At 71.8% G+C, this 24,995-nt stretch carries 23 protein-coding genes; 13 read left to right on the plus strand and 10 right to left on the minus strand.

Going from position 1 to position 24,995, the window contains the following annotated elements; all coding sequences use genetic code 11:
• Positions 1-106 precede the first annotated feature (106 nt).
• Positions 107-1,333, plus strand: a complete 1,227-nt coding sequence (locus ACZ66S_RS21940) for an acyl-CoA dehydrogenase family protein (protein ID WP_469903189.1) — start codon at positions 107-109, stop codon at positions 1,331-1,333.
• A 40-nt stretch (positions 1,334-1,373) separates the two neighbouring features.
• On the opposite strand, the gene ACZ66S_RS21945 is transcribed toward ACZ66S_RS21940, so the two are convergent.
• The 6 genes from ACZ66S_RS21945 to ACZ66S_RS21970 form a co-directional block, all read right to left on the minus strand.
• Positions 1,374-2,600, minus strand: coding sequence for a cytochrome P450 (locus ACZ66S_RS21945; protein WP_469903190.1), 1,227 nt, complete (start codon positions 2,598-2,600; stop codon positions 1,374-1,376).
• Between the two features lie 149 nt (positions 2,601-2,749).
• The gene (locus ACZ66S_RS21950) at positions 2,750-2,986 is read right to left on the minus strand and encodes a DUF6213 family protein (protein ID WP_007380390.1); all 237 of its coding nucleotides are present in this window, start codon (positions 2,984-2,986) and stop codon (positions 2,750-2,752) included.
• A 25-nt stretch (positions 2,987-3,011) separates the two neighbouring features.
• Positions 3,012-4,397, minus strand: a complete 1,386-nt coding sequence (locus tag ACZ66S_RS21955; RefSeq protein ID WP_469903191.1) for an NADP-dependent succinic semialdehyde dehydrogenase — start codon at positions 4,395-4,397, stop codon at positions 3,012-3,014.
• A 71-nt stretch (positions 4,398-4,468) separates the two neighbouring features.
• Positions 4,469-4,927 (minus strand): NUDIX hydrolase, encoded by a 459-nt coding sequence (locus ACZ66S_RS21960; protein WP_469903192.1) that lies wholly within the window; start codon positions 4,925-4,927, stop codon positions 4,469-4,471.
• Positions 4,924-6,462, minus strand: coding sequence for an ATP-dependent DNA ligase (locus ACZ66S_RS21965; protein WP_469903193.1), 1,539 nt, complete (start codon positions 6,460-6,462; stop codon positions 4,924-4,926). The genes ACZ66S_RS21960 and ACZ66S_RS21965 overlap by 4 nt, the downstream gene beginning before the upstream one ends.
• Positions 6,463-6,491: 29 nt before the next feature.
• Entirely contained in the window at positions 6,492-7,427 is a 936-nt protein-coding gene (locus ACZ66S_RS21970) for an NAD(P)/FAD-dependent oxidoreductase (RefSeq protein WP_469903194.1), read from the minus strand.
• Between the two features lie 64 nt (positions 7,428-7,491).
• Between ACZ66S_RS21970 and ACZ66S_RS21975 the strand changes: the two genes are divergently transcribed.
• On the plus strand, positions 7,492-8,064 hold the full coding sequence (locus ACZ66S_RS21975; protein ID WP_469903195.1) for a helix-turn-helix domain-containing protein: 573 nt from the start codon (positions 7,492-7,494) through the stop codon (positions 8,062-8,064).
• A gap of 94 nt (positions 8,065-8,158) precedes the next feature.
• The gene (locus ACZ66S_RS21980) at positions 8,159-8,995 is read left to right on the plus strand and encodes a prephenate dehydratase (protein WP_469903196.1); all 837 of its coding nucleotides are present in this window, start codon (positions 8,159-8,161) and stop codon (positions 8,993-8,995) included.
• A gap of 37 nt (positions 8,996-9,032) precedes the next feature.
• Here ACZ66S_RS21980 and ACZ66S_RS21985 read toward each other — a convergent pair whose 3' ends face one another.
• Positions 9,033-9,506, minus strand: coding sequence for a Dps family protein (locus ACZ66S_RS21985; RefSeq protein ID WP_469903197.1), 474 nt, complete (start codon positions 9,504-9,506; stop codon positions 9,033-9,035).
• A 232-nt stretch (positions 9,507-9,738) separates the two neighbouring features.
• Here ACZ66S_RS21985 and ACZ66S_RS21990 point away from each other — a divergent pair, with 232 nt between their 5' ends.
• From ACZ66S_RS21990 to ACZ66S_RS22010, 5 genes are all read left to right on the plus strand, one after another.
• A complete protein-coding gene (locus ACZ66S_RS21990; RefSeq protein ID WP_469903198.1) occupies positions 9,739-10,707 on the plus strand; it encodes an NADPH:quinone oxidoreductase family protein in 969 nt (322 codons plus the stop codon).
• Complete coding sequence (locus ACZ66S_RS21995) at positions 10,704-11,885, plus strand: acyl-CoA dehydrogenase family protein (RefSeq protein WP_469903199.1); 1,182 nt, start codon at positions 10,704-10,706, stop codon at positions 11,883-11,885. The genes ACZ66S_RS21990 and ACZ66S_RS21995 overlap by 4 nt, the downstream gene beginning before the upstream one ends.
• Positions 11,882-12,955 carry an acyl-CoA dehydrogenase family protein gene (locus tag ACZ66S_RS22000; RefSeq protein WP_469903200.1) on the plus strand — a complete coding sequence of 358 codons (1,074 nt, stop codon included), beginning with the start codon at positions 11,882-11,884 and terminating at the stop codon, positions 12,953-12,955. Before ACZ66S_RS21995 ends, ACZ66S_RS22000 begins: the two co-directional genes overlap by 4 nt.
• A 181-nt stretch (positions 12,956-13,136) precedes the next feature.
• Entirely contained in the window at positions 13,137-13,994 is an 858-nt protein-coding gene (locus ACZ66S_RS22005) for a phosphatidylinositol-specific phospholipase C/glycerophosphodiester phosphodiesterase family protein (protein WP_469903201.1), read from the plus strand.
• 131 nt (positions 13,995-14,125) lie between these two features.
• Complete coding sequence (locus ACZ66S_RS22010; protein ID WP_365448636.1) at positions 14,126-14,320, plus strand: hypothetical protein; 195 nt, start codon at positions 14,126-14,128, stop codon at positions 14,318-14,320.
• Positions 14,321-14,322: 2 nt separating this feature from the next.
• Here ACZ66S_RS22010 and ACZ66S_RS22015 read toward each other — a convergent pair whose 3' ends face one another.
• The 3 genes from ACZ66S_RS22015 to ACZ66S_RS22025 form a co-directional block, all read right to left on the minus strand.
• Positions 14,323-15,561, minus strand: coding sequence for a phosphodiester glycosidase family protein (locus ACZ66S_RS22015; protein ID WP_469903202.1), 1,239 nt, complete (start codon positions 15,559-15,561; stop codon positions 14,323-14,325).
• Between the two features lie 72 nt (positions 15,562-15,633).
• Positions 15,634-16,020, minus strand: coding sequence for a DUF779 domain-containing protein (locus tag ACZ66S_RS22020; RefSeq protein WP_469903203.1), 387 nt, complete (start codon positions 16,018-16,020; stop codon positions 15,634-15,636).
• A complete protein-coding gene (locus tag ACZ66S_RS22025; RefSeq protein ID WP_469903204.1) occupies positions 15,998-17,233 on the minus strand; it encodes a bifunctional class I SAM-dependent methyltransferase/NUDIX hydrolase in 1,236 nt (411 codons plus the stop codon). The genes ACZ66S_RS22020 and ACZ66S_RS22025 overlap by 23 nt, the downstream gene beginning before the upstream one ends.
• A gap of 153 nt (positions 17,234-17,386) precedes the next feature.
• Here ACZ66S_RS22025 and ACZ66S_RS22030 point away from each other — a divergent pair, with 153 nt between their 5' ends.
• From ACZ66S_RS22030 to ACZ66S_RS22050, 5 genes are all read left to right on the plus strand, one after another.
• On the plus strand, positions 17,387-19,036 hold the full coding sequence (locus ACZ66S_RS22030; RefSeq protein WP_469903205.1) for a cellulase family glycosylhydrolase: 1,650 nt from the start codon (positions 17,387-17,389) through the stop codon (positions 19,034-19,036).
• A 157-nt stretch (positions 19,037-19,193) separates the two neighbouring features.
• Positions 19,194-21,245: a galactose-binding domain-containing protein gene (locus ACZ66S_RS22035; protein ID WP_469903206.1), complete on the plus strand. Its 2,052-nt coding sequence runs from the start codon at positions 19,194-19,196 to the stop codon at positions 21,243-21,245.
• Positions 21,246-21,269: 24 nt separating this feature from the next.
• Positions 21,270-21,860 carry a TetR/AcrR family transcriptional regulator gene (locus ACZ66S_RS22040; protein ID WP_469903207.1) on the plus strand — a complete coding sequence of 197 codons (591 nt, stop codon included), beginning with the start codon at positions 21,270-21,272 and terminating at the stop codon, positions 21,858-21,860.
• 54 nt (positions 21,861-21,914) lie between these two features.
• Positions 21,915-22,250: a VOC family protein gene (locus tag ACZ66S_RS22045; protein ID WP_469903208.1), complete on the plus strand. Its 336-nt coding sequence runs from the start codon at positions 21,915-21,917 to the stop codon at positions 22,248-22,250.
• Between the two features lie 67 nt (positions 22,251-22,317).
• Complete coding sequence (locus ACZ66S_RS22050) at positions 22,318-24,693, plus strand: ATP-binding cassette domain-containing protein (RefSeq protein ID WP_469903209.1); 2,376 nt, start codon at positions 22,318-22,320, stop codon at positions 24,691-24,693.
• The last annotated feature ends 302 nt before the right edge of the window (positions 24,694-24,995 follow it).

A 24,995-nucleotide genomic window follows, 5' to 3' on the forward strand; every position in this document is an offset into this window, starting at 1 on the left:
TCGAACAGGCTGCTGACCGGTCATGGGGAGTTGACTTTTCCTACCCGCGGGTAACAGACTTCGGTTACCGCAAGTAACATGCACGTGCGTCGCCGCTGGAGGGGACATGGCCGAGTTCACCATGGAGCTCAACGACGAACAGAAGGAGGTCCGGGACTGGCTGCACGGCTTCGCCGCCGACGTCATCCGCCCCGCGGCCGCCGAATGGGACGAGCGTGAGGAGACTCCCTGGCCGGTCATCCAGGAGGCCGCGAAGGTCGGCATCTACTCCCTCGACTTCTACGCCCAGCAGTACTTCGACCCCACCGGGCTCGGCATCCCGATGGCGATGGAGGAGCTGTTCTGGGGCGACGCGGGCATCGCCCTGTCGATCGTGGGCACCGGTCTGGCCGCCGTCGGCGTCCTCGCCAACGGCACCGAGGAGCAGATCGGCACCTGGATCCCGCAGATGTACGGCGACGCCAACGACGTCAAGGTCGCCGCGTTCTGCTCGTCCGAGCCGGACGCCGGTTCCGACGTGGCCTCCATGCGCACGCGTGCCGTGTACGACGAGGCCAAGGACGAGTGGGTGCTCAACGGCACCAAGACCTGGGCGACCAACGGCGGCATCGCCAACGTCCACGTCGTCGTCGCGGTCGTCGACCCGGAGCTCGGCTCCAAGGGCCACGCCTCCTTCATCGTGCCGCCGAACACACCGGGTCTGTCCCAGGGCCAGAAGTTCAAGAAGCACGGCATCCGCGCCTCGCACACCGCCGAGGTCGTCCTGGAGAATGTCCGGGTGCCCGGCTCCTGCCTCCTCGGCGGCAAGGAGAAGCTCGACCACCGCCTCGCCCGGGCCCGGGAGCGGGCCAGGAGCGGCGGCGAGCGGGTGAAGAACGCGGCGATGGCCACGTTCGAGGCCTCGCGGCCCGCCGTGGGCGCCATGGCCGTGGGCACCGCCCGGGCCGCGTACGAGGTCGCCCTGGACTACGCCAAGACGCGTGAGCAGTTCGGCCGGCCCATCATCGACAACCAGGGCGTGGCGTTCCAGCTCGCGGACATGCGCACCTCCATCGACGCGGCCCGTCTCCTGGTCTGGCGCGCCTCCTGGATGGCGATCAACGGCAAGCAGTTCACCGCCGCCGAGGGCTCGATGTCGAAGCTCTTCGCGAGCGAGACGGCGAAGAAGGTCACCGCGCAGGCCGTGCAGATCCTGGGCGGCAACGGCTACACCCGCGAGTACCCGGTGGAGCGCATGCACCGCGACGCGGCCATTTACACCATCTTCGAGGGCACGAGCGAGATCCAGCGGCTGGTGATCGCGCGGACGCTCTCGGGCATGCCGATCCGCTAGCGGCAACGGCTCCGGAGGGCCCGCAAGCCCTTCGGAGCCGTCACCACGTCACCGGGAGCGCCTCGGGGCCGCGCACCGATCTGCCCTTCCTGAAGGGCACCTTGTCCGGCGCGACCGCCAGCCGCAGGCCGGGCACCCGCTCCAGCAGCACCTCGACCAGCAGCTCGCACTGCATACGGGCCAGATGCCCGGCCGGGCAGGAGTGCGGCCCGGCGCCGAACGCCACATGCGGGACGGGACCGCGGGAGAAGTCGATCGTCTCCGGGTACGGGAAGACGTCGGGGTCCCGGTTCGCGGACAGGTACGACACGTAGATCGCGTCGCCCGCCCGGATCCGCACGCCGCCGACCCCCACGTCCTCCAGGGCGATCCGCGACAGGCCGACCGTGTTGCGGTGCGGGATGTAGCGCAGCAGCTCGTCGACGGCCCGTGGCCGGATCTCCGGCTCGGCGCGCAGCCGTTCGGCCAGGTCGGGGCGGGTCAGCAGCAGGTAGAACATCTGGCCGCTGTTGTGCGTCACCGCCTCGCCGCCGATCTGGAGCTGGACCGCGAGCCCCACGGCCTCCTCCAGCGTCACCTCGCCGCGGCCCACGGCGGCCCCCAGCAGGGAGGTCACGTCCTCGCCGGTGCCGCCCTCCCGGAGGCCGACGAGGTCGGCGAAGTAGGCGGCCATCTCGTGCCGGGCCCGCTCGCCGACCCGCGCCCCGTGCGACAGGGACACGATCAGCTCGGTCCAGGTGTGGATGCCGTGCCGGTCGGCGGCCGGGACGCCCATCAGTTCGCAGACCACGGCACTGGGGAAGGGGCTGAGCACCGCCGCGGTCAGGTCGGCGGGCGGGCCGTCCTGGAGCAGTTCGTCGACCAGCTCGTCGAGCATCGGGCGGGACTTCTCCCGCACCCGTTCCAGGCCGTGCGCGGTGAACGCGGCGGCCACCGCGTGGCGCAGCCGGGTGTGGTCGGGCGGGTCGAGGAAGGCGACCGCGCCGGCCGCCCCGGAGCCCTGCGGGACGAAGTGCGGGGTGAACCGGGTGACCGCCCGGTCCCTGACCGCCTGGCGGCTGAAGCGCGGGTCGTCGGCCACCGCACGTACGTCGTCGTACCGGGTGACCAGCCACGCCCAGCCCTCGCCGTGGGGGAGCCGGATCCGGGTCAGGGGACCCTCGCGCATCAGCTCGGTCAGCACCGGGTCGAAGTCGACGCCCTTCATGTCGAGTGCCGGCCAGTGCCGGAGCGGGGGCAGGATCTCGGTGATCGTCTCTTCGCTCATCCCGCACCGTCTCGTCCCGGAACCTAGAACTGGTCCCGTCCACGATCACCCGGGGAACGGACGACGTCACGCCGGGTTGCACCGAACGCGGGACCGCGCGAGCGGTCACCCACGCTCCGCGGACGGCGACTGCCAGGGCGCCCCGACCGCTACGGCGCCCCGCCGCTGCTGTGCGCGATGCACGCGACGTCGATCCGATCGGCCAGCTTCGCGAGCTCGATCGTCAGCGCGGCGACCGTGTCCTCGTCCAGCCCGTCGGCCCCGGCCTCGACCAGGTGCAGCCACCGCCCGCCAAGACTGCGGAGCAGCTTGCTCACATCGGCCGCGGCCACCTGGAGGGTCCCGCGGTCGTCGACGATCAGAGGCAGAGTCACTTCGCGGTTCACACCCGGGATGTTAGCCGCGCAAGTGTCACGCTCCGTGCCAAACCGTCGTGATGTTGCAGAACTCCCTGATTCCGTGCCCGGACAGCTCACGCCCGTACCCGGACCGCTTCACCCCGCCGAACGGGAACGCCGGATGCGAGGCGGTCATCCCGTTGACGAACACCCCGCCGGCCTCCAGATCCCGGACGAACCGGTCGACCTCGGCCTCGTCGCGGGTCCACACGTTGGAACTGAGCCCGAACGCCGAGTCGTTGGCGATCAGCACCGCCTCGTCGAGGTCGGCCGCCCGGTACAGCGTGGCCACCGGGCCGAAGGTCTCCTCGCGGTGGATGCGCATCTCGCGGCTCACGTCGGCGACGACGGTCGGCGGGTAGTACCAGCCGGGCCCCTCTGGCCGTTCGCCGCCGCACAGCACGCTCGCCCCGCTGCGCCGGGCGTCGTCGACCAGCTCCTCCAGGTCGGTCCGCCCCTGCTCGCTGGCGAGCGGTCCGACCTCGGTGTCCTCCTCCAGCGGGTCGCCGACCTTGAGCGCCTCCATGCCCGCGACGAACCGCTCGGCGAACCGGTCGTAGACGTCCGTGTGCACGATGAACCGCTTGGCGGCGATGCAGGACTGCCCGTTGTTCTGCACACGGGCGGTCACCGCGATCTCGGCGGCCCGGTCGACGTCCGCGGACGGCATGACGATGTACGGGTCGCTGCCGCCGAGTTCCAGCACGGTCTTCTTCACCATGTCCCCGGCGGTGGCGGCGACCGCGCGTCCGGCGGGCTCGCTCCCGGTGAGCGTGGCCGCCTTGACGCGTTCGTCGCGCAGGATCTCGTCGATCGCGCCGGACCCGACGAGCAGGGTCTGGAAGCAGCCCTCCGGGTAGCCCGCCTGGTGGAAGAGGTCCTCCAGGAACAGCGCGGTCTGCGGCACGTTCGAGGCGTGCTTGAGCAGGCCGACGTTGCCCGCCATCAGCGCGGGCGCGGCGAAGCGGACGACCTGCCACAGCGGGAAGTTCCACGGCATCACCGCGAGCACGGGTCCGAGCGGCCGGTAGCGGACCAGGGCGCGGGAGGCGCCGGAGTCCTTGACGTCGTGCTCGGCGGGCTCCTCGTCGGCCAGCAGCGACTCCGCGTTCTCGGCGTACCAGCGCATCGCCTTGGCGCACTTGGCGGCCTCCGCGCGGGCCTGCTTGACCGGCTTGCCCATCTCGGTCGTCATGACCTTGGCGATGTCCTGCTGGAGGCCGTCGAGGAGTTCCGCGGCCCGGTTCAGCAGTCGGGCGCGGTCCGCGAAGGAGGTCGTCCGCCAGGTGCGGAACGTCGCCTCCGCGAGCTGGAGCCTGCGCTCGATCTCCTCCTCGCCCATGGCCTGGTACGTCTTGAGCGTCTCGCCGTTCGCCGGGTTCACCGTCGCGATGGGCATGACCGACCTCCTGAAGAGCTGAATGTGCTTCGACCTTCCCGCGCGGCGGGGGCGGCCGCAACGCGTGGACGTCAGGCCGAGTGCTCAGCCAGCCGGTCGAGAAACGCGGCCTGCGCCTTGACGATCACGGACCGGGCCCGGTCGAGGCCGAACCACTCGACGCGGTCCAGCTCGGGGAACTCCCGCGTCTGCCCGGACTTCGGCGGCCACTCCATGCTGAACACCCCCGGGACCACGGTCGCCGGATCGAGGTCCGCCTCGATCGCCCACGCCGTGACGACCTTGCCGTTCGTCTGCCGGACCTCACCGAGCGGTACGGCCTCCCCGTCGGGCGGCTCCAGCCCGAGCTCCTCCCGGAACTCCCGGCGAGCCGCGTCCCAGGCGGCCTCCCCGGGCTCGTACTCGCCCTTCGGGAGGGTCCAGGCCCCGGCGTCGCGCCGGGCGAAGAACGGGCCGCCCATATGGCCCAGCAATACCTCCAGGCCGTCCCCGGTGTGCCGGAACAACAGCAGGCCCGCGCTCGTCCTCACGGCCGCACCTCGGGGTGCGCGGCCAGCAGCGTCTCGACCGTGTCGGCGTCCTCGGGGCGCTTGTCCTCGCGGTAGCGGACCACGCGGGCGAAGCGGAGGGTGACCCCGGCCGGGTAGCGGGTCGACCTCTGGAGGCCGTCGTAGGCGATCTCGACGACGAGTTCGGGCCGTACGGTCACCACGTAACCGCTGCTGTCGACGGCCAGCTCCTGGAGCCGCTCGGTCTGCCAGGTGAGCATGGCGTCGGTCATGCCCTTGAAGGTCTTGCCGAGCATGGCGAAGCCGCCGTCGGCCGTGCGGGCGCCGAGGTGCAGGTTGGAGAGCCTGCCGGTACGGCGGCCGTGGCCCCACTCGGCGGCCAGCACCACCAGGTCGAGGGTGTGCACGGGCTTGACCTTCAGCCAGGAAGCGCCGCGCCGGCCCGCGCTGTAGGGCGCGTCGAGGGACTTCACGACCACGCCCTCGTGGCCGCGTTTCAGGGTCTCGGCGAGGAACTCCTCGGCCTCGTGGACGTCCTCGGGACCCGACACCAGCGTGCGCCGGACCCGCATCGGCTCCGGCACCAACCGGGCCAGCTCCGCGTGCCGTTCGGCGAAGGGCAGGTCGAGGAGGTCGCGGTCGTCGACCGACAGGGCGTCGAAGAAGACGGGCGAGACGGGCACCGCCTCGGCGGCCGTCGTCACGTCCACCCGGGAGCCGACCCGCCCCGCGGTCACCTGGAAGGAGCGCGGGCGCCCGTCCTCGTCGAAGGCGATCACCTCGCCGTCCAGGATGAACCGCTCACCCCGCAACTCCAGTGCCGCTGCGGTCAGTTCGGGCAGCCGGTCGGTGATGTCGTCGAGGGTGCGGGTGTACAGCCGCACGACGTCGCCGTCCCGGTGGATCTGGACGCGGATGCCGTCCAGCTTCTCCTCGACCACGCAGGTGCCGAGCTTCTCGACCGCCTCGGCCACCGAGGAGGCGCTGTGCGCCAGCATCGGCAGGACCGGGCGGCCGACGGTGAGCCGGAAGCGGTCCAGGGCGGGCGGGCCGTCGGTGAGCAGGGCCTCGGCCACGGTCTGGAGGGAGCCGGCGAGCATCACGGCACGGCGGACGTCGGCCGGGGGCGCCCCGGTCGCCTGGGCCAGGCCCTCGACCGCCACCGCGTCCAGCGCCCCCTGCCGCACCTCGCCGGTGATGAGACCGAGCAGGAACCGCTGCTCGGGCTCGGTGGCCGCACCCATCAACGCGCCGACCAGCCGGGCGCGTTCGGCCTGGGAACCCGCGCCCGCGACCTTGCCCAGCTCGCTCAGCAGGGCGTGCACCGCGCCGACGGTCAGGGTCGGCTCGGCGGCCGGGGCGACCGGGCGGCTCAGCACCTTCCAGCCGACGCCGAGCCGGCCCTGCGGGAGCCGTCCCGCCAGGTACGGGATGACGATCGGGACGTCGTCCGCCTCGGCGTCGCGGAACAGCTCGGCGAGGAGCGCGATCTTCTTCGAGCGCGCCGAGGTCTCGGCGACGTCCTGGGACACCTGGGCCAGCCGGGCAAGCAACATGACTCCAGGGTGTACCGGAGACGGCCGGTCTACACCCCGGCGGCCGCGTCGAGGTCGCTCATCAGCAGCTCGCCGTTGACGGTCGCGGCGGCCCGGTACCCGGCGCTCGCCGCGTTGATCACCTGTTCGCCGAAGCCGGCCACGTTGCCCACCGCGTACACCCCGGGCACGGTCGTCCGCCAGGTCGCGTCGACCACGGGGTAGCTGCCGAAGGGCGTCTCCTGGAACTCCGCCCCGAGCCGCTCCAGCAGGCCGTTCTGCGGGACGGCCCGCGGGGCGGTGAAGACGACCTCGCGCGGGTGCGCCGTGCCGTTCCGCAGCCGTACGGCGGTGAGCCTGTCGTCGGTCACCTCCAGTCCGGCGACCTCGCCCGGCACCACCTTGACGCCGGCCGCGGCCAGCCTGCGCAGGTCGTCGTCCGCGAGCTCGGACTCGGCGACCGTGTGGAGGAACAGGGTCACGTCCTTCGACCACTGGGAGACCATCAGCGCCTGGTGCACGCTCAGCGGGGTCGTGGCCAGCACGCCGAAGGCCTGGTCGCGGACCTCCCAGCCGTGGCAGTACGGACAGTGCAGGACGTCCTTGCCGAAGCGCTCGGCGACCCCGGGCACGTCCGGGAGCTCGTCCCTGAGGCCGGTCGCGACGACCAGGCGACGGGCCTGGACCACGCGTCCGCCCGCGAGGGTCACGGTGAAGCCCGGCGCGACCTCGGTCACCCGGTCCCGGACCAGCTCGACGCCGTACCCCTCGACCTCCTCGCGGCCGATCGCCAGGAACTCGGCGGGTGCCATGCCGTCCCGGGTGAGGAAGCCCTGCATGTGCGCGGAGGGCGTGTTGCGCGGTTCACCCGCGTCGACGACCAGGGTGCGACGCCGGGCCCGGCCCAGGACCAGGGCGGCGGACAGACCCGCCGCGCCGCCACCGACCACGATCACTTCGTATGTCTCGCCGTATGTCTCGGTCATGCCGACACGGTCGCTCCGGGGACGCGGGATTGACAAACAACTTTGCCGATTCTGCAATACGGGTATGAGTACCGACGAAGTTCTCGCCGAGGTGGGACCCCGGCTCAGGCGGCTGCGCAAGGACCGGGAGGTGACCCTCGCGGCCCTCTCGGAGACCACCGGCATCTCCGTGAGCACCCTCTCCCGCCTGGAGTCCGGCCTGCGCAAGCCCAGCCTGGAGCTGCTGCTGCCGATCGCCCAGGCCCACCAGGTGCCGCTGGACGAACTGGTCGGCGCCCCGCCGGTCGGCGACCCCCGGGTGCGCTCGGCACCGCTCGAACGGCACGGGCGCACCTTCTGGCCGCTCACCCGGCAGCCGGGCGGCCTCCAGGCCTTCAAGGTGCTGGTGCCGCGCCGCGAGGAGGAGCCGGAACTGCGCACCCACGAGGGCTACGAGTGGCTGTACGTGCTGGCGGGGCGGCTGCGGGTGGTGCTGGCCGACCACGACGTGGTGCTGGCGGCGGGGGAGGCGGCGGAGTTCGACACCCGGGTGCCGCACTGGTTCGGTTCGACGGGGGAGGGGCCGGCGGAGTTCCTCAGCCTCTTCGGGCCGCAGGGGGAGCGGATGCACGTACGGGCCCGACCCCGCAAGGCGTGAGCGGCGGCGGCGTTGCTGGACGCCCTGATCCCGGATCGGGCGTTCCTGGTACGTTACGGAGCTTCTGCCGCCCGACGACAAGAGACCGAAGCCCGTGACGACCGTCGCTTACCAAGGTGAACCCGGATCCAACTCGGCGACCGCCGCCAACGCCCTGTACCCGGGGTGCGCCGAGCAGCCCTGCACGGGCTTCGAGCAGGCGCTGGACGCGGTCACGCTCGGCACGGCCGACGTCGCCGTGATCCCGGTGGACAACTCCGCGGCGGGACGGGTGGCGGACGTGCACCACCTGCTCCCCGAGTCGGGGCTGTTCATCATCGCCGAGTACTTCCTCGCCATCCGCTTCGACCTGATGGGCGTGCCCGGCGCGACGGCGGACCAGGTGGAGTGCGTACGCAGCCATGTGCACGCCCTCGGGCAGTGCCGCAAGGTGCTGCGGGACGGCGGCTGGCGCACCCTCGTCACCGACGACACCGCCGGCGCGGCGCGCGAGGTGGCCGAACTGGGCGACCCGCGGCACGCGGCGCTCGCCCCGCCCGCCGCGGCCGGGCTGTACGGCCTCGACGTGCTGCGTGCCGGGGTCGAGGACGACCCCGACAACACCACCCGGTTCGTCGTCCTGTCCCGGGAGGCCGTGGTGGGCCCGGACACCGGGGAGCCGACGATGACGAGCCTGTTCTTCTCCGTGCGCAACATCCCGAGCGCGCTCTTCAAGGCGCTGGGCGGGTTCGCCACCAGCGGGGTGAACCTCACGAAGATCGAGAGCTACCAGGTCGGCGCGGGCCTCGACGCCAGCCGCTTCTACGTCGAGGTCGAGGGGCACCCCGACGAGCGGCACGTCGCCCTCGCCCTGAACGAACTGCGGTTCTTCTCCACCGAGGTGCGGATCCTCGGCGTGTACCCGGCCCATCCGCACCGGCTCGCGCGCTGAACGCCCTCGCGCGGCCGGCCCGGGGCGGTCCGGCCGGCTAGGCCCGGTGCTCGGCCTGGAACATCCAGCTCTGCTTCTCCAGGTCGGCGGCGAGGCCGATCAGCAGGTCCTCGGTGACGGGGTCCGCGGGGCCGGTCTTCTCGATGCGTTCCCGTACCCGTCCGACGACCGCGGAGAAGGCCCCCACCAGCGCGCCGACCGCGTCGACGTCCTTCGTCCAACCGGGTGAGAACTCCGGCACCCCGCTGGTGGCCGCGACGGTGGCGGCCCGGCCGTCCGGACTCACCCCCAGCGCCGCGGCGCGCTCGGCCACCGTGTCGGCGTACGCGCGGGCGGTGGTGACCACCTCGTCGAGCTGGAGGTGGATGGAACGGAAGCGCGGCCCGTACAGGTTCCAGTGCGCCTGTTTCGCGACCAGGGAGAGGTCGAGCAGGTCGACCAGGGTCTCCTGGAGGGCGCTGCCCGCGATCTCGCGTTCCTTGTCGGGCAGCGGGCTGTTGATGACCGTCATGTGCGCGGGTCCTTTCCGGGGATCGCCGGGGCCGCCCCCGCGGGAGGCGGGTGCCCGGCTCGTCCCTGTCACCCTGTTCAGGCCGCACCGGTCCTGCAACCGCTGAGCGGCCCCCGGTGCGCGGGCCGACTCTTTCCCCGCGGACGGTTCCCTGATCGGCAAGCGACCGCTTAGTATGCGGAGGACCCCGGTCAGATCCCGGCACGACGACGCAGTCCCGTGGAGGCCCCCCATGCAGGCTTGGCAAGTGCACGAGAACGGCGAGCCGAGCGAGGTGATGCGCCTCGCGGACGTGGCACGGCCCGCGCCCGGCGACGGCCAGGTCCTGCTGAAGGTGCGCGCCGCGAACATCAACTTCCCGGACGTGCTGATGTGCCGGGGCCACTACCAGGTCCGCCCCCCGCTGCCCTTCACCCCGGGCGTGGAGATCTGCGGCGAGACCGAGGACGGGCGGCGCGTGATCGCCAACCCCGCGCTGCCGTACGGCGGTTTCGCCGAGTACGCCGTCGCGGACACCGCCGCTCTGCTGCCCGCGCCGGACTCGCTGGACGACGCCGAGGCCGCCGCGCTGCACATCGGCTACCAGACCGGCTGGTTCGGGCTGCACCGACGGGCGCACCTGGAGGCCGGCGAGACCCTGCTCGTCCACGCTGCCGCAGGAGGGGTCGGCAGCGCGGCCGTGCAGCTCGGCAAGGCCGCCGGGGCCACCGTCATCGGGGTCGTCGGCGGTGCCGACAAGGCCGCCATGGCCCGCGAGCTGGGCTGTGACGTGGTGGTCGACCGGCGCGCCGAGGACGTCGTCGCCGCCGTGAAGGAGGCCACCGGGGGCCGGGGCGCGGACGTGATCTACGACCCCGTGGGCGGCGCGGCCTACACGCAGTCGACCAAGGTCGTCGCCTTCGAGGGGCGGATCGTGGTCGTCGGCTTCGCCAGTGGCACCATCCCGAACCCCGGCCTCAACCACGCCCTGGTGAAGAACTACGCGATCCTCGGCCTGCACTGGGGCCTGTACAACACCAAGAACCCCAAACTGGTCCAGCACTGCCACGAGCAGCTCGTCGAACTGGCCGCCCGGGGCGCGATCAAGCCCCTGATCAGCGAGCGGGTGCCGCTGGCCGGAGCCGCGGACGCCGTGCAGCGCCTCGGCGACGGGGTGACCACGGGCCGCATCGCCGTCGTACCCACGGGAGCACAGGCATGACCGACGCCGCCGAACTCAAGCGCCGTACCGCCGAGTTGCTGGCCGCACACCCGCCCGCGACCACGGACCGGCTCGACTTCCTCAAGGCCCGCTTCGACGCGGGGCTCGCCTGGGTGCACTACCCCGAGGGCCTCGGCGGGCTGAACGCCCCCCGCTCCCTCCAGGCCGTCGTGGACGCCGAGCTGGAGGCCGCGGGCGCCCCCGACAACGCCCCGCGACGCAACGGCATCGGCCTCGGCATGGCCGCGCCGACGATCCTCAAGTACGGCACCGAGGAGCAGAAGCAGCGCTATCTGCGGCCCCTGTGGGTGGGGGAGGAGGTCTGGTGCCAGCTCTTCAGCGAGCCCGGCGCCGGCTCCGACCTCGCCGCGCTCGGCACCCGGGCCGTCCGGGAGGGCGAGGACTGGGTCGTCAACGGGCAGAAGGTGTGGACCTCCGGGGCCCACAACTCCCGCTGGGCCATCCTCATCGCCCGCACCGACCCGGACGTGCCCAAGCACGCGGGCATCACCTACTTCGTCTGCGACATGACCGACCCCGGCGTCGACGTCCGCCCGCTGCGGCAGATCACCGGCGAGGCCGAGTTCAACGAGGTCTTCCTCACCGACGTCCGCATCCCCGACTCCCGGCGCCTCGGCGAGGTCGGCGACGGCTGGCGGGTCGCGCAGACCACGCTGAACAACGAGCGCGTCGCCATCGGCGGCATGCGGCTGCCCCGCGAGGGCGGCATGATCGGCCCGGTCTCCAGGACCTGGCGCGAGCGCCCCGAACTGCGCACCCAGGATCTGCACCAGCGCCTGCTGAAGCTCTGGGTGGACTCCGAGGTCGCCCGTCTCACCGCCGAACGCCTGCGCCAGCAGCTCGTCGCCGGCCATCCCGGCCCCGAGGGCGCCGGCATGAAGCTCGCCTTCGCCCGCCTCAACCAGGAGATCAGCGGCCTGGAGGTCGAACTGCGCGGCGAGGAGGGCCTGTTGTACGACGACTGGACCATGCGCCGGCCCGAACTGGTGGACTTCACCGGCCGGGACGCCGGATACCGCTATCTGCGCTCCAAGGGCAACAGCATCGAGGGCGGGACCAGCGAGGTCCTGCTGAACATCGTCGCCGAGCGCGTCCTGGGCCTCCCGGCCGAGCCGCGCACCGACAAGGACGTCGCCTGGAAGGACCTGGCCCGATGAGCGACCTGCTGTACTCGGAGGAGGAAGAGGCGCTGCGGGCCGCCGTACGCGACCTGCTCGCCGACCACTGCGACGCGCCCGGCGTGATCGCCCGCACCGAGTCGGACGCCCCGCACGACCTCGCGGCCTGGAAGGCCCTCGCCGACGGCATGGGCCTCGCGGGACTCCTGGTCCCGGAGGACAAGGGCGGCCAGGGTGCCTCGCACCGCGAAGCGGCCGTCGTCCTGGAGGAGTTGGGCCGCGCGGTGGCCCCCGTGCCCTACCTGACCAGTGCGGTCGTCGCCACCGAGGCACTGCTCGCCTGCGACGCCGACGAGCTGCTCGCCGAGCTCGCGTCCGGGCGCAGGATCGGCGCCCTGGCCGTCGCCCTCAACGTGGCCCCGGGCGGCGCCTACACCGTCGTACGCCGTGAGAACGGAGCCCTGCACGGTGAGTTGACCGCGATCGCGGACGCCGCCGCGGCCGACGTGCTGCTGGTGCCCGCGGACGACGGCGGACTGTACGCGGTGGACGCCTCCGCCGTGGACGTCACCCCGCAGATCCCCTTCGACCTGACCCGGCCGCTCGCGGCCGTCACCCTCGACGGGGCCGAGGGCCGCCTGCTGGGCGAGGCCGAGGCCGCCGTCCACCGCGCGCTGCGGGCCGGGGCCGGACTGCTCGCCTCCGAGCAACTCGGCCTGGCCGACTGGACGTTGACCGAGACCGTGCGCTACCTCAAGGAGCGCAAGCAGTTCAACCGGCCGGTCGGCGGTTTCCAGGCGCTCAAGCACCGGCTCGCCCAGCTCTGGCTGGAGGTCGTCAACCTCCGGGCCGCCGCCCGCAACGCGGCCGACGCGCTGGCGACGGGTGAGGACACCGACGTGGCGGTCGCCGTCGCCCAGGCCTACGCGGCGTCCGTGGCCGTGCACGCCGCCGAGGAGGCGCTCCAGTTGCACGCCGGCATCGGCATGACGTGGGAGCACCCGGTCCATCTGTACCTCAAGCGGGCCAAGGCCGACTCGATCGCCTACGGCACGGCCGGCGCGCACCGCGCCCGACTGGCCGAACTCGTCGACCTCCAGGCGCCGTAGGCCGCACCCGGTGAACGCCGGTGAAGCCCGCCCCACCAGGGGCGGGCTTTTCCGTGCGCTCGGCCAGAAGGGGTGAACGGGCGGCGGCGGTCCGGCCAACTCCTGGCACGTACAGGTCCATTGAGTACCCAAGGGCCCCATACTCCCTGTGGTTCCGACCCGTCCCGCAGGGAGGCAGAACATGGCCCTCATCACCCGTCGCAGAGCCCTCACCACCCTCGGCGCCGCGGCCGGCGCGACGCTCGCCGCGCCCGTCGGCAGCGCCTGGGCCGACAGTCGAAAGCACCGGCCGCGCCCGCTGTGGCGTGCCCACGCGCACAACGACTACGAGCACCCGCGCCCCCTTCTCGACGCCCTCGACCACCGCTTCGGCAGCGTCGAGGCCGACATCTTCCTCGTCGGCGACCAACTCCTCGTCGGCCACACCGTGGACGACCTCGACCCGGCGCGCACCCTGGAGTCCCTCTACCTCGACCCGCTCGCCAGGATCGTCAAGGCCCACCACGGTTCCGTGTACCGCGGCGACCGCCGGCCCCTCCAACTCCTCGTCGACATCAAGACCGAGGGCTCCTCGACCTACCTCGAACTCGACCGTCACCTGCGGCGCTACCGGCACCTGTTCACGACGTACGTCCACGGCAAGGTCGTCCCCGGACCGGTGACCGCCGTGATCTCCGGCGACCGCGCCGCCCGCCCGCCGATGGAGGCCCAGAGCGTGCGCCGGGCCTTCTACGACGGCCGGCTCGCCGACCTCGGCACCGCGGCGCCCGCCTCCCTCATCCCGCTGATCAGCGACAACTGGACGCTCAACTTCACCTGGCTCGGCGAGGGCGCCTTCCCCGACGCCGAGCGGCAGAAGCTGCGGAGCCTGGTCCGGCAGGCCCACGCGCGCGGACAGAAAGTGCGGTTCTGGGCCACTCCGGACCTGGCCGGACCCGCCCGCGACGCGCTGTGGAGCGAACTCCTCGCCGCCGGCGTCGACCACCTCAACACCGACGACCTGGCGGGCCTGGAGGCCTTCCTGGACACCCACCGCTAGGCGCCTTCGCGCGCGCCCGGACACCACTCGTTCGGAGGACGCCTCAGCCGCCCGGACGAACCCTCCGCTACGCCACACTTGCGGCCGAACGCCGCGAAACAGACCCGGTGGCGTGGCGGAGGAGGCTGTCCATGGCGATTTCCATCTCGGTACTGGTGCTGCTGCTGATCCTGGCGGTGATCTTCGTGCGCAGCGGCGGACTCAAGGTCTCCCACGCGGTGGTGTGCACACTGCTCGGCTTCTACCTCGCCAGTACGAGCCTCGCGCCCACCATCCACAGCGGCCTCACGGCGACCGCCGGGATCGTGAGCGGTCTGCGGCCCTGACCTCAGCCCGTCGCGAAGACCCCGATGCCGTTCGGGACGGGGCGTTCGGCGCCGCCCGAGGGGTGGTTGACGGCGGTGACGGTGCCGGACCCCGATCTGCGGGCGGCCATCGTCGTGGAGCCGCCGCCGTCCAGGCTGAAGGCGTCGACCGAGCCCAACGTCCGCATGGTGTCCGCGACTTCGGCGATCGTCAGGCCGCCCCGGTAGTCGGGGGAGCCGTCCAGCGCGAGGAGATACAGCCGCCGGCCGCTGTCCGCGATCCCCACGGCCGTGCGCACGGCAGACGTGGTGTCGTCGAGGCCGGGCAACGGGACCCCGTCGTCGAGCACCGGGTAACCGCCGAGCGCGAACCGGTACGGGGTGCCCGCGGAGGCCGCCACCAGTCGGTGCTGCACGGTCACCGCGGAGCCCACCGAGAGCTTGCGCAGGTACTGCGCGCCGGCCTCCCGGCCCACCAGCACGGTCGTGCCGGCGGCGATCGGCCCGCGGCCCGGGGTGTCGGCGGTGGCGACGACCTTCCCGTCCCGGACGGTCACCTCGTGGGTGTCCGTGCTGCACGGGGCGGCCCGGTCGCCGTCCGTCCCGCAGGTCGCCCGCACCCGGGACGCGCTGCCCCAGTCCGAGGTGAACGCCCCGACCGAACCCACGGGCAGCGCGTACTGGTTCAGCCCGCGGAGCGTCAGTTGGCCCTCGGGCGTCCGCACCGAGCCGTCGAGCGCCAGGTCGTCGAGGCGGGCCCGCCGGTCGGTGCCCACGCCGAACACCTCCTTCGTGCCCGTGCCGGGCGGCAGGGCGGGCCCGAAGCGCTGCCCCTTCGGCACCGCCGCCTTGAGCGCGCGGCCCTGCGCGATCGCCGGACCCACGCTCGCGCCGGTGGCCTCGACGCCCGGGTGCTGGGTCTCCGAGATGTTGAAGAAGTCGCCGTTCACCCCCGCGAGGGCGCCCTGTGCGGTGGCCAGCCGGGACACCGTGGCCCGCGCGGCCACCGCCCCCGGGTACAGCAGCTCCACCCGCACCCGCGGCTCCGCCAGGTCCACGCGGATGACATGGGCGTGGGCCACGCCCGCGGCGGCGGAGATGTCGAACTGCTCGTAGTGCACGCCGGTCGCGAGCCGCGTCCACGCCGGCGCGGCGCCGGCCGGTGCCGCGCCCACCAGGGCCGCACCGGCCAGCGTGCCGAATGCCGCGAGGAACGTGAGGACCGATCTGCCTGCGCCGGAACGTCTTTGACGGTGCGTCACAGCTCTCCCTGAGGTCGTGTCGACTGTTCCAGAACTCAGGTGAAGTGCACCAGACGACGATGACCCGGGGGGCTACTCGGCGCCGACCACACGCGAACGGACGAGGAAACGCACCCCCTCGGGTGCTTCCAGGGAGAATCCGCTGCCCCGGCCGGCCACGACGTCGACGATGAGCCGGGTGTGGGCCCACACCTCGTACTGGCTCCTCGACATCCAGAAGGTCACCGGCTCCCCGACCCCCGGCACCTCCAGCTCGGCGAGCAGCACGTCCGAGCCGCCGGTGCGGAACTCGCCCTCCGGGTAGCACATCGGCGCGCTGCCGTCGCAGCACCCGCCCGACTGATGGAACATCAGCGGCCCGTGCGCCTCCCGCAGTCGGCGCAGCAGCTCGGCGGCCGCGGGCGTGAGCTCGACACGCGGCACCTCGTCGTACACGTCACGTGCGGAATCCTCGTCCATGGTCGGAGTCCAGCACGGGGAAGGTTGCGAGGGGGTTGCACGGCTCCTGACCGGCGAACGGCGTGAAGTGTGCCGGAGTGTGGTCGACCGGCAGGTCCGGGCGCCAGGCGGTCAGGCCCTGGGCGCTGCAGACGAAGAGGTTCTCCGGGAGGCGGTCCAGGGCGAACCAGCGCCAGTCGCCGACGCGTTCGTCCGGCTGGTCGGACGGCTCGCCGTGCCACGCGGTGACCCGGGTGGCCACGGTCATCCGGACCACACCGTCGACCTGGTCGAGGAGCGTGCCCAGGAGCCGTACGTCGGACGGGCGGGCCTCGATGCCGGTCTCCTCGCGGAGTTCGCGCACGACGGTCTCTTCCAAGGACTCGCCGGGCTCCACCGTGCCGCCGGGCAGCTCCCAGGTCCCGCGCCGGTGCCGGCCCAGGAGCAGCCCGCGCGGGCCGTACAGGATGGCGCCGACCCCGATCGCCGCGTGCGGGACCGGGGGGCGGCTGCCGCGCGGGCGGGAGGAGACCCGGACCGGCCGGGTGGCCCGGAGGATCCGGTACGAGGCGTGGTTGTCCTCCTGCGGCGCGTCCAGGACGTCGATGCCCTCGACGCGCAGGCCGTGCTCGCCGAGCAGGTCCGTCCACAGCTCCGGCGTCAGCACCCACATCCGCACCTCCACCTCGCCGCCTCCGGCGAGCCCCAGAATCTCGGGCCGGGCCTCGACGACCGTGGAGGGGCCGTCACCGCGCGAGTTGGTGTGCAGCACGGTGAAGCACAGCGTCCCGCCCGGGCGCAGCGCCCAGGCCAGGGCGGGCAGCAGCCGGCGCGGGTCGATGTACGGCACCGCGTTGACGGAGTAGACGACGTCGTACGGTTCCGCATCGCCGAGGTGGGCGACGGCGTCGGCCCTGATCAGGCGCAGGCCGGGCAGGGAGCCGTAGCGGGCGCGGGCGCGTTCGTGCTGGGTGGGGGAGGAGTCGACCGCGTCCACCGAGGCGCCGTACGTCCGGACCAGGTGCGCGGCGTGCCGGCCCGGGCCGCAGCCGAGGTCCAGCACCCGCCGTCCGGCGAGCTCGCCGAGGATCCCGGCGCCCGGGCCGGTGCCGCGCAGACCCCAGTCGAAGCGCTCCAGCTCCGGCAGTTCGGTGCCGCGCCGCAGATGGTGGTCGCCGTAGGCCTGCCAGGCCTCGGCGTTGACGGTGTCGGGGCCGACGGGTGGTGTGGTCAACGTGCCTCCCGGGTGCGGTGGTCGAGGCTCGGAACCCTATGCGCGCTCACGGCCCTTTGCCGTCCCGCATCTTGACGTGTACTTGACCGGTTGGCTTCTATGGGAGCGCTCCCATACACCTTCCGGCTGCACCACCCACCCCCTGGAGCCGCAGTGAGAAGAACGCGAAAGAACCCCTTATCCACCCTCCTGGCCAGGCTGGCGGCCCTCGTCGGACTGGTGGTGCTCGGCGCCCTCTGTCCCGGCACGGCCCAGGCCGCCCAGGAACCCGGTGTCCAGGCCGCCGGTCTGCACATCAGCAACGGCCGCCTGGTCGAGGGCAACGGCAACGACTTCGTGATGCGCGGCGTCAACCACGCCCACACCTGGTACCCCGACGAGCTGGACTCGCTGGCCGACATCAAGGCACAGGGCGCCAACACCGTCCGGGTGGTCCTCGCCGACGGGCACCGCTGGACCGCCAACACCGCTTCCGACGTGGCGAACGTGATCGCCCAGTGCAAGGCCAACCGGCTCATCTGCGTCCTGGAGGTGCACGACACCACCGGATACGGCGAGGACACCGCCGCCGGCACCCTCGACCAGGCCGCCGACTACTGGATCGGCCTGAAGAACGTGCTGGCCGGCCAGGAGAACTACATCGTCATCAACATCGGCAACGAGCCCTGGGGCAACACCGACCCCGCGGGCTGGACCGCCCCGACGATCGCCGCGATCCAGAAGCTGCGGAACGCCGGCTTCGAGCACACGATCATGGTGGACGCGCCCAACTGGGGCCAGGACTGGCAGCAGGTCATGCGCACCAACGCCCAGGCCGTGTACGCCGCCGACACCACCGGCAACCTGATCTTCTCGATCCACATGTACAGCGTCTTCGACACCGCGGCGGAGATCACCGACTACCTGAACGCCTTCGTGAGCGCCGAACTGCCCATCGTGATCGGGGAATTCGGCGGCCCCGCCGACCAGTGGGGCGATCCGGACGAGGACACCATGATGGCCACCGCCGAGCAGCTCGACATCGGCTATCTGGCCTGGTCCTGGAGCGGCAACACCGACCCGATCCTCGACCTCGTGCTCAGCTTCGACCCCGCCCGGATGACGGCGTGGGGTCAGCGGATCTTCAACGGCGCCAACGGCATCGCCCAGACCGCCAGGGAGGCCACGGTCTTCGGCGGCGGTTCCACCGACACCCAGGCCCCGACCGCGCCCGGCGCCCCGACCGCCTCCGCGGTCACGGCGACCTCGGCCCACCTGTCCTGGACGGCGTCCACTGACAACGTTGGCGTGGCCGGGTACGACGTGGTCCGCCTCGGCGGCGGCACGGAGACCAAGGTGGCGGCCTCGACGACGAGTTCGGTGACCGTGACCGGACTGTCCGCCGGTACGGCGTACACCTTCGCCGTCTACGCCCGGGACGCGGCCGGCAACCGGTCGGCCCGTTCGGCGACGGTGGGCGTCACGACGACGAGCACGCCCGCCGGGAGCTGCTCCGTCGGCTACCGGGTGGTCGGCGAGTGGCAGGGCGGCTTCCAGGGCGAGATCGTCGTCCGCAACACCGGTACCGCCGCGGTGACCGGCTGGAAGCTCGGCTTCACCTTCGCCGACGGACAGACCGTCTCCAACATGTGGGGCGGCACGGCCGCGCAGAGCGGTGGCTCGGTGACCGTCACCCCGGCCTCCTACACCAGCACCATCGCCGCCGGAGGCTCGGTGACCCTGGGGTTCATCGGCAGTAAGGGCGCCACGAACACCGCACCCGCCGCTTTCACTCTCAACGGAGCGGCCTGCGTGAACGGTTGACGTCCCCCAGGTATCAGGTCAACTGTCCCGGACCCTTGACTCGGAACGCGCCCGGTCGCGATCCTCGACGCATCTATTGCGCCGGTCATGACAAGTCCAAGGGCAGTCAAAACGCCCTCGGTCGACGGCGCATCCCGCCGACCGAGGGACGTGGGCCATGCCTGGACGCTCCTGCCGCAGTCGCAAGAACATCACTGTCGTCTCCGTGCTCTTCCTGGTGCTGGCCGCGATCCTCGGTCCCACGCCGAGCTCGGCGGCCACCGACTGGTGGACACCGACGGCCCGGCCCGCCCCCGACGCCGGAGTCGACGTCACCGGGGCTCCCTTCACCGGCACCAACGCGGCCGGCGAGGTCCGGGGGTTCGTCGACGCCCACAACCACCTCTTCTCCAACGAGGCCTTCGGCGGACGCCTGATCTGCGGCAAGGTCTTCTCCGAGGCCGGAGTCGCCGACGCGCTCAAGGACTGCCCCGAGCACTACCCCGACGGCACCCTCGCGATCTTCGACTACATCACCCACGGCGGCGACGGCAGGCACGACCCGACCGGCTGGCCGACCTTCAAGGACTGGCCGGCGTACGACTCGATGACCCATCAGGCCAACTACTACGCCTGGGTGGAACGGGCCTGGCGCGGCGGTCAGCGGGTGCTCGTCAACGACCTCGTCACCAACGGGATGATCTGCTCGGTCTACCCCTTCAAGGACCGTGGTTGCGACGAGATGACGTCGATCCGCCTCCAGGCCAAGCTCACCTACGACCTCCAGGCCTTCGTCGACAGGATGTACGGCGGCACCGGGAAGGGCTGGTTCCGGATCGTCACCGACAGCGCGCAGGCCCGACAGGTCATCGAGCAGGGCAAGTTGGCCGTCGTCCTCGGCGTCGAGACCTCCGAGCCCTTCGGCTGCAAGCAGATCCTCGACATCGGGCAGTGCAGCAGGGCGGACATCGACAAGGGCCTCGACGAGCTGTACGGGCTCGGCGTGCGCTCGATGTTCCTGTGCCACAAGTTCGACAACGCCCTGTGCGGGGTCCGCTTCGACGAGGGCGGCCTCGGCACCGCCATCAACGTCGGGCAGTTCCTGTCCACCGGCACCTTCTGGAAGACCGAGGACTGCAAGGGCCCGCAGCACGACAACCCCATCGGCACGGCGGCCTCCGCTGCCGAGGCGGACCTGCCGGCCGGCGTCGAGGTCCCGTCGTACGACAAGGCCGCGCAGTGCAACGTCCGCGGGCTCACCGAGCTCGGCGAGTACGCCGTGCGGGGCATGATGAAACGCAAGATGATGCTCGAGATCGACCACATGAGCGTCAAGGCCACCGGCCAGGTCCTCGACATCTTCGAGGCCGCGAACTACCCGGGCGTGCTCTCCTCGCATAGCTGGATGGACCTCAACTGGACCGAGCGGGTCTACTCGTTGGGTGGTTTCGTCGCCCAGTACATGCACGGCTCCGAAGGGTTCGCCGCCGAGGCGAGGCGTACGAACGCCCTGCGCGACAAGTACGGCGTCGGATACGCCTACGGCACCGACTTCAACGGCATCGGCGACCACCCGGCACCGCGCGGGGCGGACGCCCCGAACAAGGTGACGTACCCCTTCAGGAGCGTCGACGGCGGCTCGGTCGTCGACCGGCAGACCTCGGGGCAGCGCACCTTCGACCTCAACACCGACGGGGCCGCGCACGTGGGCATGATCCCCGACTGGATCGAGGACATCCGGCTCGTCGGCGGGCAGGACGTGGTCGACGACCTGTTCCGGGGTGCCGAGTCCTACCTCGACACCTGGGGCGCCTCCGAGCGGCACCAGGCGTCCGTGAACCTGGCCACCGGGCGCACGGCCACGGCCAGTTCGTCGGAGTCCAACCCCTTCACCAGCTACCAGCCCGGGCGGGCCGTGGACGGCGACGACTCCAGCCGCTGGGCCAGCGACTGGAGCGACGACCAGTGGTGGCAGGTCGACCTGGGCTCCACCCACCTGGTCTCCAAGGTCACGCTCGACTGGGAGCGGGCGTACGGGACGTCGTACCGGATCGAACTGTCGACGGACGGCACGAACTGGCAGAGCGTCTGGTCCACGACGTCGGGCGACGGCGGCCTGGACACCGCCAGGTTCGCGGGCACACCGGCCCGGTACGTCCGGGTCCACGGTCTCGACCGCGGCACCGACTGGGGATACTCGCTGCACGAGGTCGGCGTCCACAGCGGCTGACCTGATCGACAGCGGGGGACACGCATGGCACGCATGCCGTCGGCCGAGCGGCGCAGACAGCTCACGGAAGCCGCCATCAGGGCGATGGCCCGGGACGGCGTCGCCAGGACGACGACCCGGTCCATCGCCGCCGAGGCCGGCGTGTCCCTCAGCGTCTTCCACTACTGCTTCGACTCCAAGCAGGCCCTCGTCGAGGCGGTGATCACCACGCTCACCGACCACTCGGTGAGCGTGGTGCGCGAGGCACTGCGCCCCCAGGGCGGCCTGGAGGAGACCGTCGCCGCCGGGTTCCGGGCCTACTGGGACCACGTCCGCGCCAACCCGGAAGCGCACATGCTGACCTACGAGCTCACGCAGTACGCGCTGCGCGAGCCCGGCTTCGGGCATCTCGCCAGGCGACAGTACGAGCTCTACGGCGAGGCCTACGCCGAGCTGATCGAGCAGCTCCGCGGGGACATGGACCTGGAGCTGCGGGTGCCCGTCTCCGTCCTGGCCCGCTATCTCGCGGCCATGACCGACGGGCTCACCCTGAACTACCTCGTCCTCGGCGACGCGGCCGCCTGGGCGGACATCCTCGACACCGTCACGGCGCACATCGCGAGCCTGGTGCGCTGAGAGCGGTCAGGATCGGAGAAGCGCGGCCCGTCGGCCGTGGCTAGCGTGGCGGGCATGGACATCCGGATGCGGGCGAGCTTCCTCCCTCACGCCGACCCGGAGGCCTCCCTGGCCTTCTACCGGGACGTACTGGGCTTCGAGGTCCGCGGTGACGCGGGCCACGACGGCACGCGCCGGCTCACGGTCGGCCCGGTGGGGCGGCCCGACACCTCGATCGTGCTGCAGCCGGGGGACGAGGCCCCCGGGCTCCTGCTCGCCACCCCCGACCTCGACTCCGTCTTCGAGTGGCTCCAGGCCCGCGCCGAGGTGATCCAGGAGCCGATCGAACAGCCGTCCGGCGTCCGGGACTGCGCCTTCCTCGACCCCGCGGGCAACACGATCCGCGTCTAGGAGCTGCGCTGAGGCGTCCGCGTCGACGTAATGTTCGAAGCTGTCGAAAACGGGAGGACACGTCACCATGAGCAAGGCCACCGCGGGCAACCGGCACGCCGCTGACAGCCACGACCTGATCCGCGTGCACGGGGCGCGCGAGAACAACCTCAAGGACGTCAGCATCGAGATCCCGAAGCGCCGGCTCACGGTCTTCACCGGAGTCTCCGGCTCCGGCAAGAGCTCGCTGGTGTTCGACACCATCGCCGCCGAGTCCCAGCGGCTGATCAACGAGACCTACAGCGCCTTCGTGCAGGGCTTCATGCCGACGCTCGCCCGGCCCGAGGTCGACGTCCTCGACGGCCTGACCACCGCGATCACCGTCGACCAGCAGCGCCTCGGCGGCGACCCGCGCTCCACCGTCGGCACCGTCACCGACACCAACGCGATGCTGCGGATCCTCTTCAGCCGACTCGGCACCCCGCACATCGGCTCGCCCAAGGCCTTCTCCTTCAACGTCGCCTCCATCAGCGGGGCGGGCGCGGTGACCATGGAGCGCGGCGGGCAGACCGTGAAGGAGCGGCGCAGCTTCAACATCGTCGGCGGCATGTGCCCGCGCTGCGAGGGCCGGGGCACGGTCAACGACATCGACCTCACCCAGCTCTACGACGACTCCAAGTCGCTCAACGAGGGCGCGCTGACGATCCCCGGCTACAAGGCCGGCGGCTGGGGGTACCGGCTCTACAGCGAGTCCGGCTTCTACGACCCGGACAAGCCGATCCGGAAGTACACCAAGCGCGAGCTCCAGGACTTCCTGTACCGCGAGCCCACCCGCATGAAGATCGCGGGCATCAACATGACCTACGAGGGTCTCGTCCCGCGCATCCAGAAGTCGATGCTCGCCAAGGACCGCGAGTCGATGCAGCCGCACATCCGCGAGTTCGTCGACCGGGCGATCACCTTCATGGTGTGCCCCGACTGCGAGGGCACCCGGCTCAACGAGGGCGCCCGGTCCTCGAAGATCAAGGGGATCAGCATCGCCGACGCCTGCGCGATGCAGATCAGCGACCTCGCCGACTGGGTCCGCGCGCTGGACGAGCCGTCGGTGGGGCCGCTGCTGACGGCGCTGGGGGAGACCCTCGACTCCTTCGTGGAGATCGGCCTCGGCTATCTCTCCCTCGACCGCCCCTCGGGCACCCTGTCCGGCGGCGAGGCGCAGCGCACCAGGATGATCCGCCACCTCGGCTCCTCCCTCACCGATGTCACCTACGTCTTCGACGAGCCGACGATCGGGCTGCACCCCCATGACATCCAGCGCATGAACAACCTGCTGCTGCGCCTGCGGGACAAGGGCAACACGGTGCTCGTCGTGGAGCACAAGCCGGAGACGATCGTGATCGCCGACCATGTCGTCGACCTCGGCCCCGGTGCCGGTACGGCGGGCGGCTCGGTGTGCTTCGAGGGCACCGTGGCGGGGCTGCGGACCAGCGGCACGGTCACCGGACGCCACTTCGACGACCGGTCCGGACTCAAGGACACGGTCCGCAAGGCCACCGGCGCGCTGGAGATCCGCGGCGCGGCCACGCACAACCTCCAGGACGTCGACGTCGACATCCCGCTCGGGGTGCTGACCGTGATCACCGGGGTCGCGGGCTCCGGCAAGAGCTCGCTGGTGCACGGGTCGATCCCGGTCACGGAAGGGGTCGTCTCCGTCGACCAGGGCGCCATCCGCGGTTCCCGGCGCAGCAACCCGGCGACCTACACCGGGCTCCTCGAGCCGATCCGCAAGGCGTTCGCGAAGGCCAACGGGGTGAAGCCGGCCCTGTTCAGCGCCAACTCCGAGGGCGCATGCCCCACCTGCAACGGGGCCGGGGTCGTCTACACCGACCTCGCGATGATGGCCGGGGTCGCCACCACCTGCGAGGAGTGCGAGGGGAAGCGGTTCCAGGCCTCGGTCCTCGAGTACCACCTCGGCGGGCGGGACATCAGCGAGGTGCTGGCGATGCCGGTGACAGAGGCGTTGGAGTTCTTCGACACCGGCGAGGCGCGTACGCCGGCCGCGCACCGGATCCTGGAGCGCCTCTCGGACGTCGGGCTCGGCTACCTCACCCTCGGCCAGCCGCTCACCACGCTGTCCGGCGGTGAGCGGCAGCGGCTGAAGCTTGCGACCCACATGGGCGAGAAGGGCGGCGTGTACATCCTCGACGAGCCGACGACCGGCCTCCACCTCGCCGACGTCGAGCAGTTGCTCGGCCTGCTGGACCGGCTCGTCGACTCCGGCAAGTCCGTCATCGTCGTCGAGCACCACCAGGCGGTCATGGCCCACGCCGACTGGATCATCGACCTCGGCCCCGGCGCGGGCCACGACGGCGGACGGATCGTGTTCGAGGGGACGCCGGCGGAGCTGGTGGCCACGGGAGGCACGCTCACGGCGGAGCATCTGGCGGCGTACGTGGGGGAGTGACGGGGATGCGCCCCGGGCCCTGTCCCGGGCCCGGGGCGGGTGGGGGTGCGGGTCGGGAACGGGTCGCGCTCCCCTCCCGCCCGGCCGGAACCGACCTCTTGACCCATGGCTCCCCCACCTCGATGCTCGGTTGCGCATAGCGCTGCATGTCGCGAATGAGGCAACCGAGAGTGCGGTCGGAGGAGTGCCCCCGCCCAGTTGCCCATGTCGCACTGGGTTGCGTAGGAAGCAACACTGATTTCGGTGCCGTCGTGCCCTGTGGACGCCTTGACAAGGGTTTGCGGGCGCCCCCAAACTGACGT

The organism is Streptomyces sp. NPDC107471 (assembly GCF_055582845.1).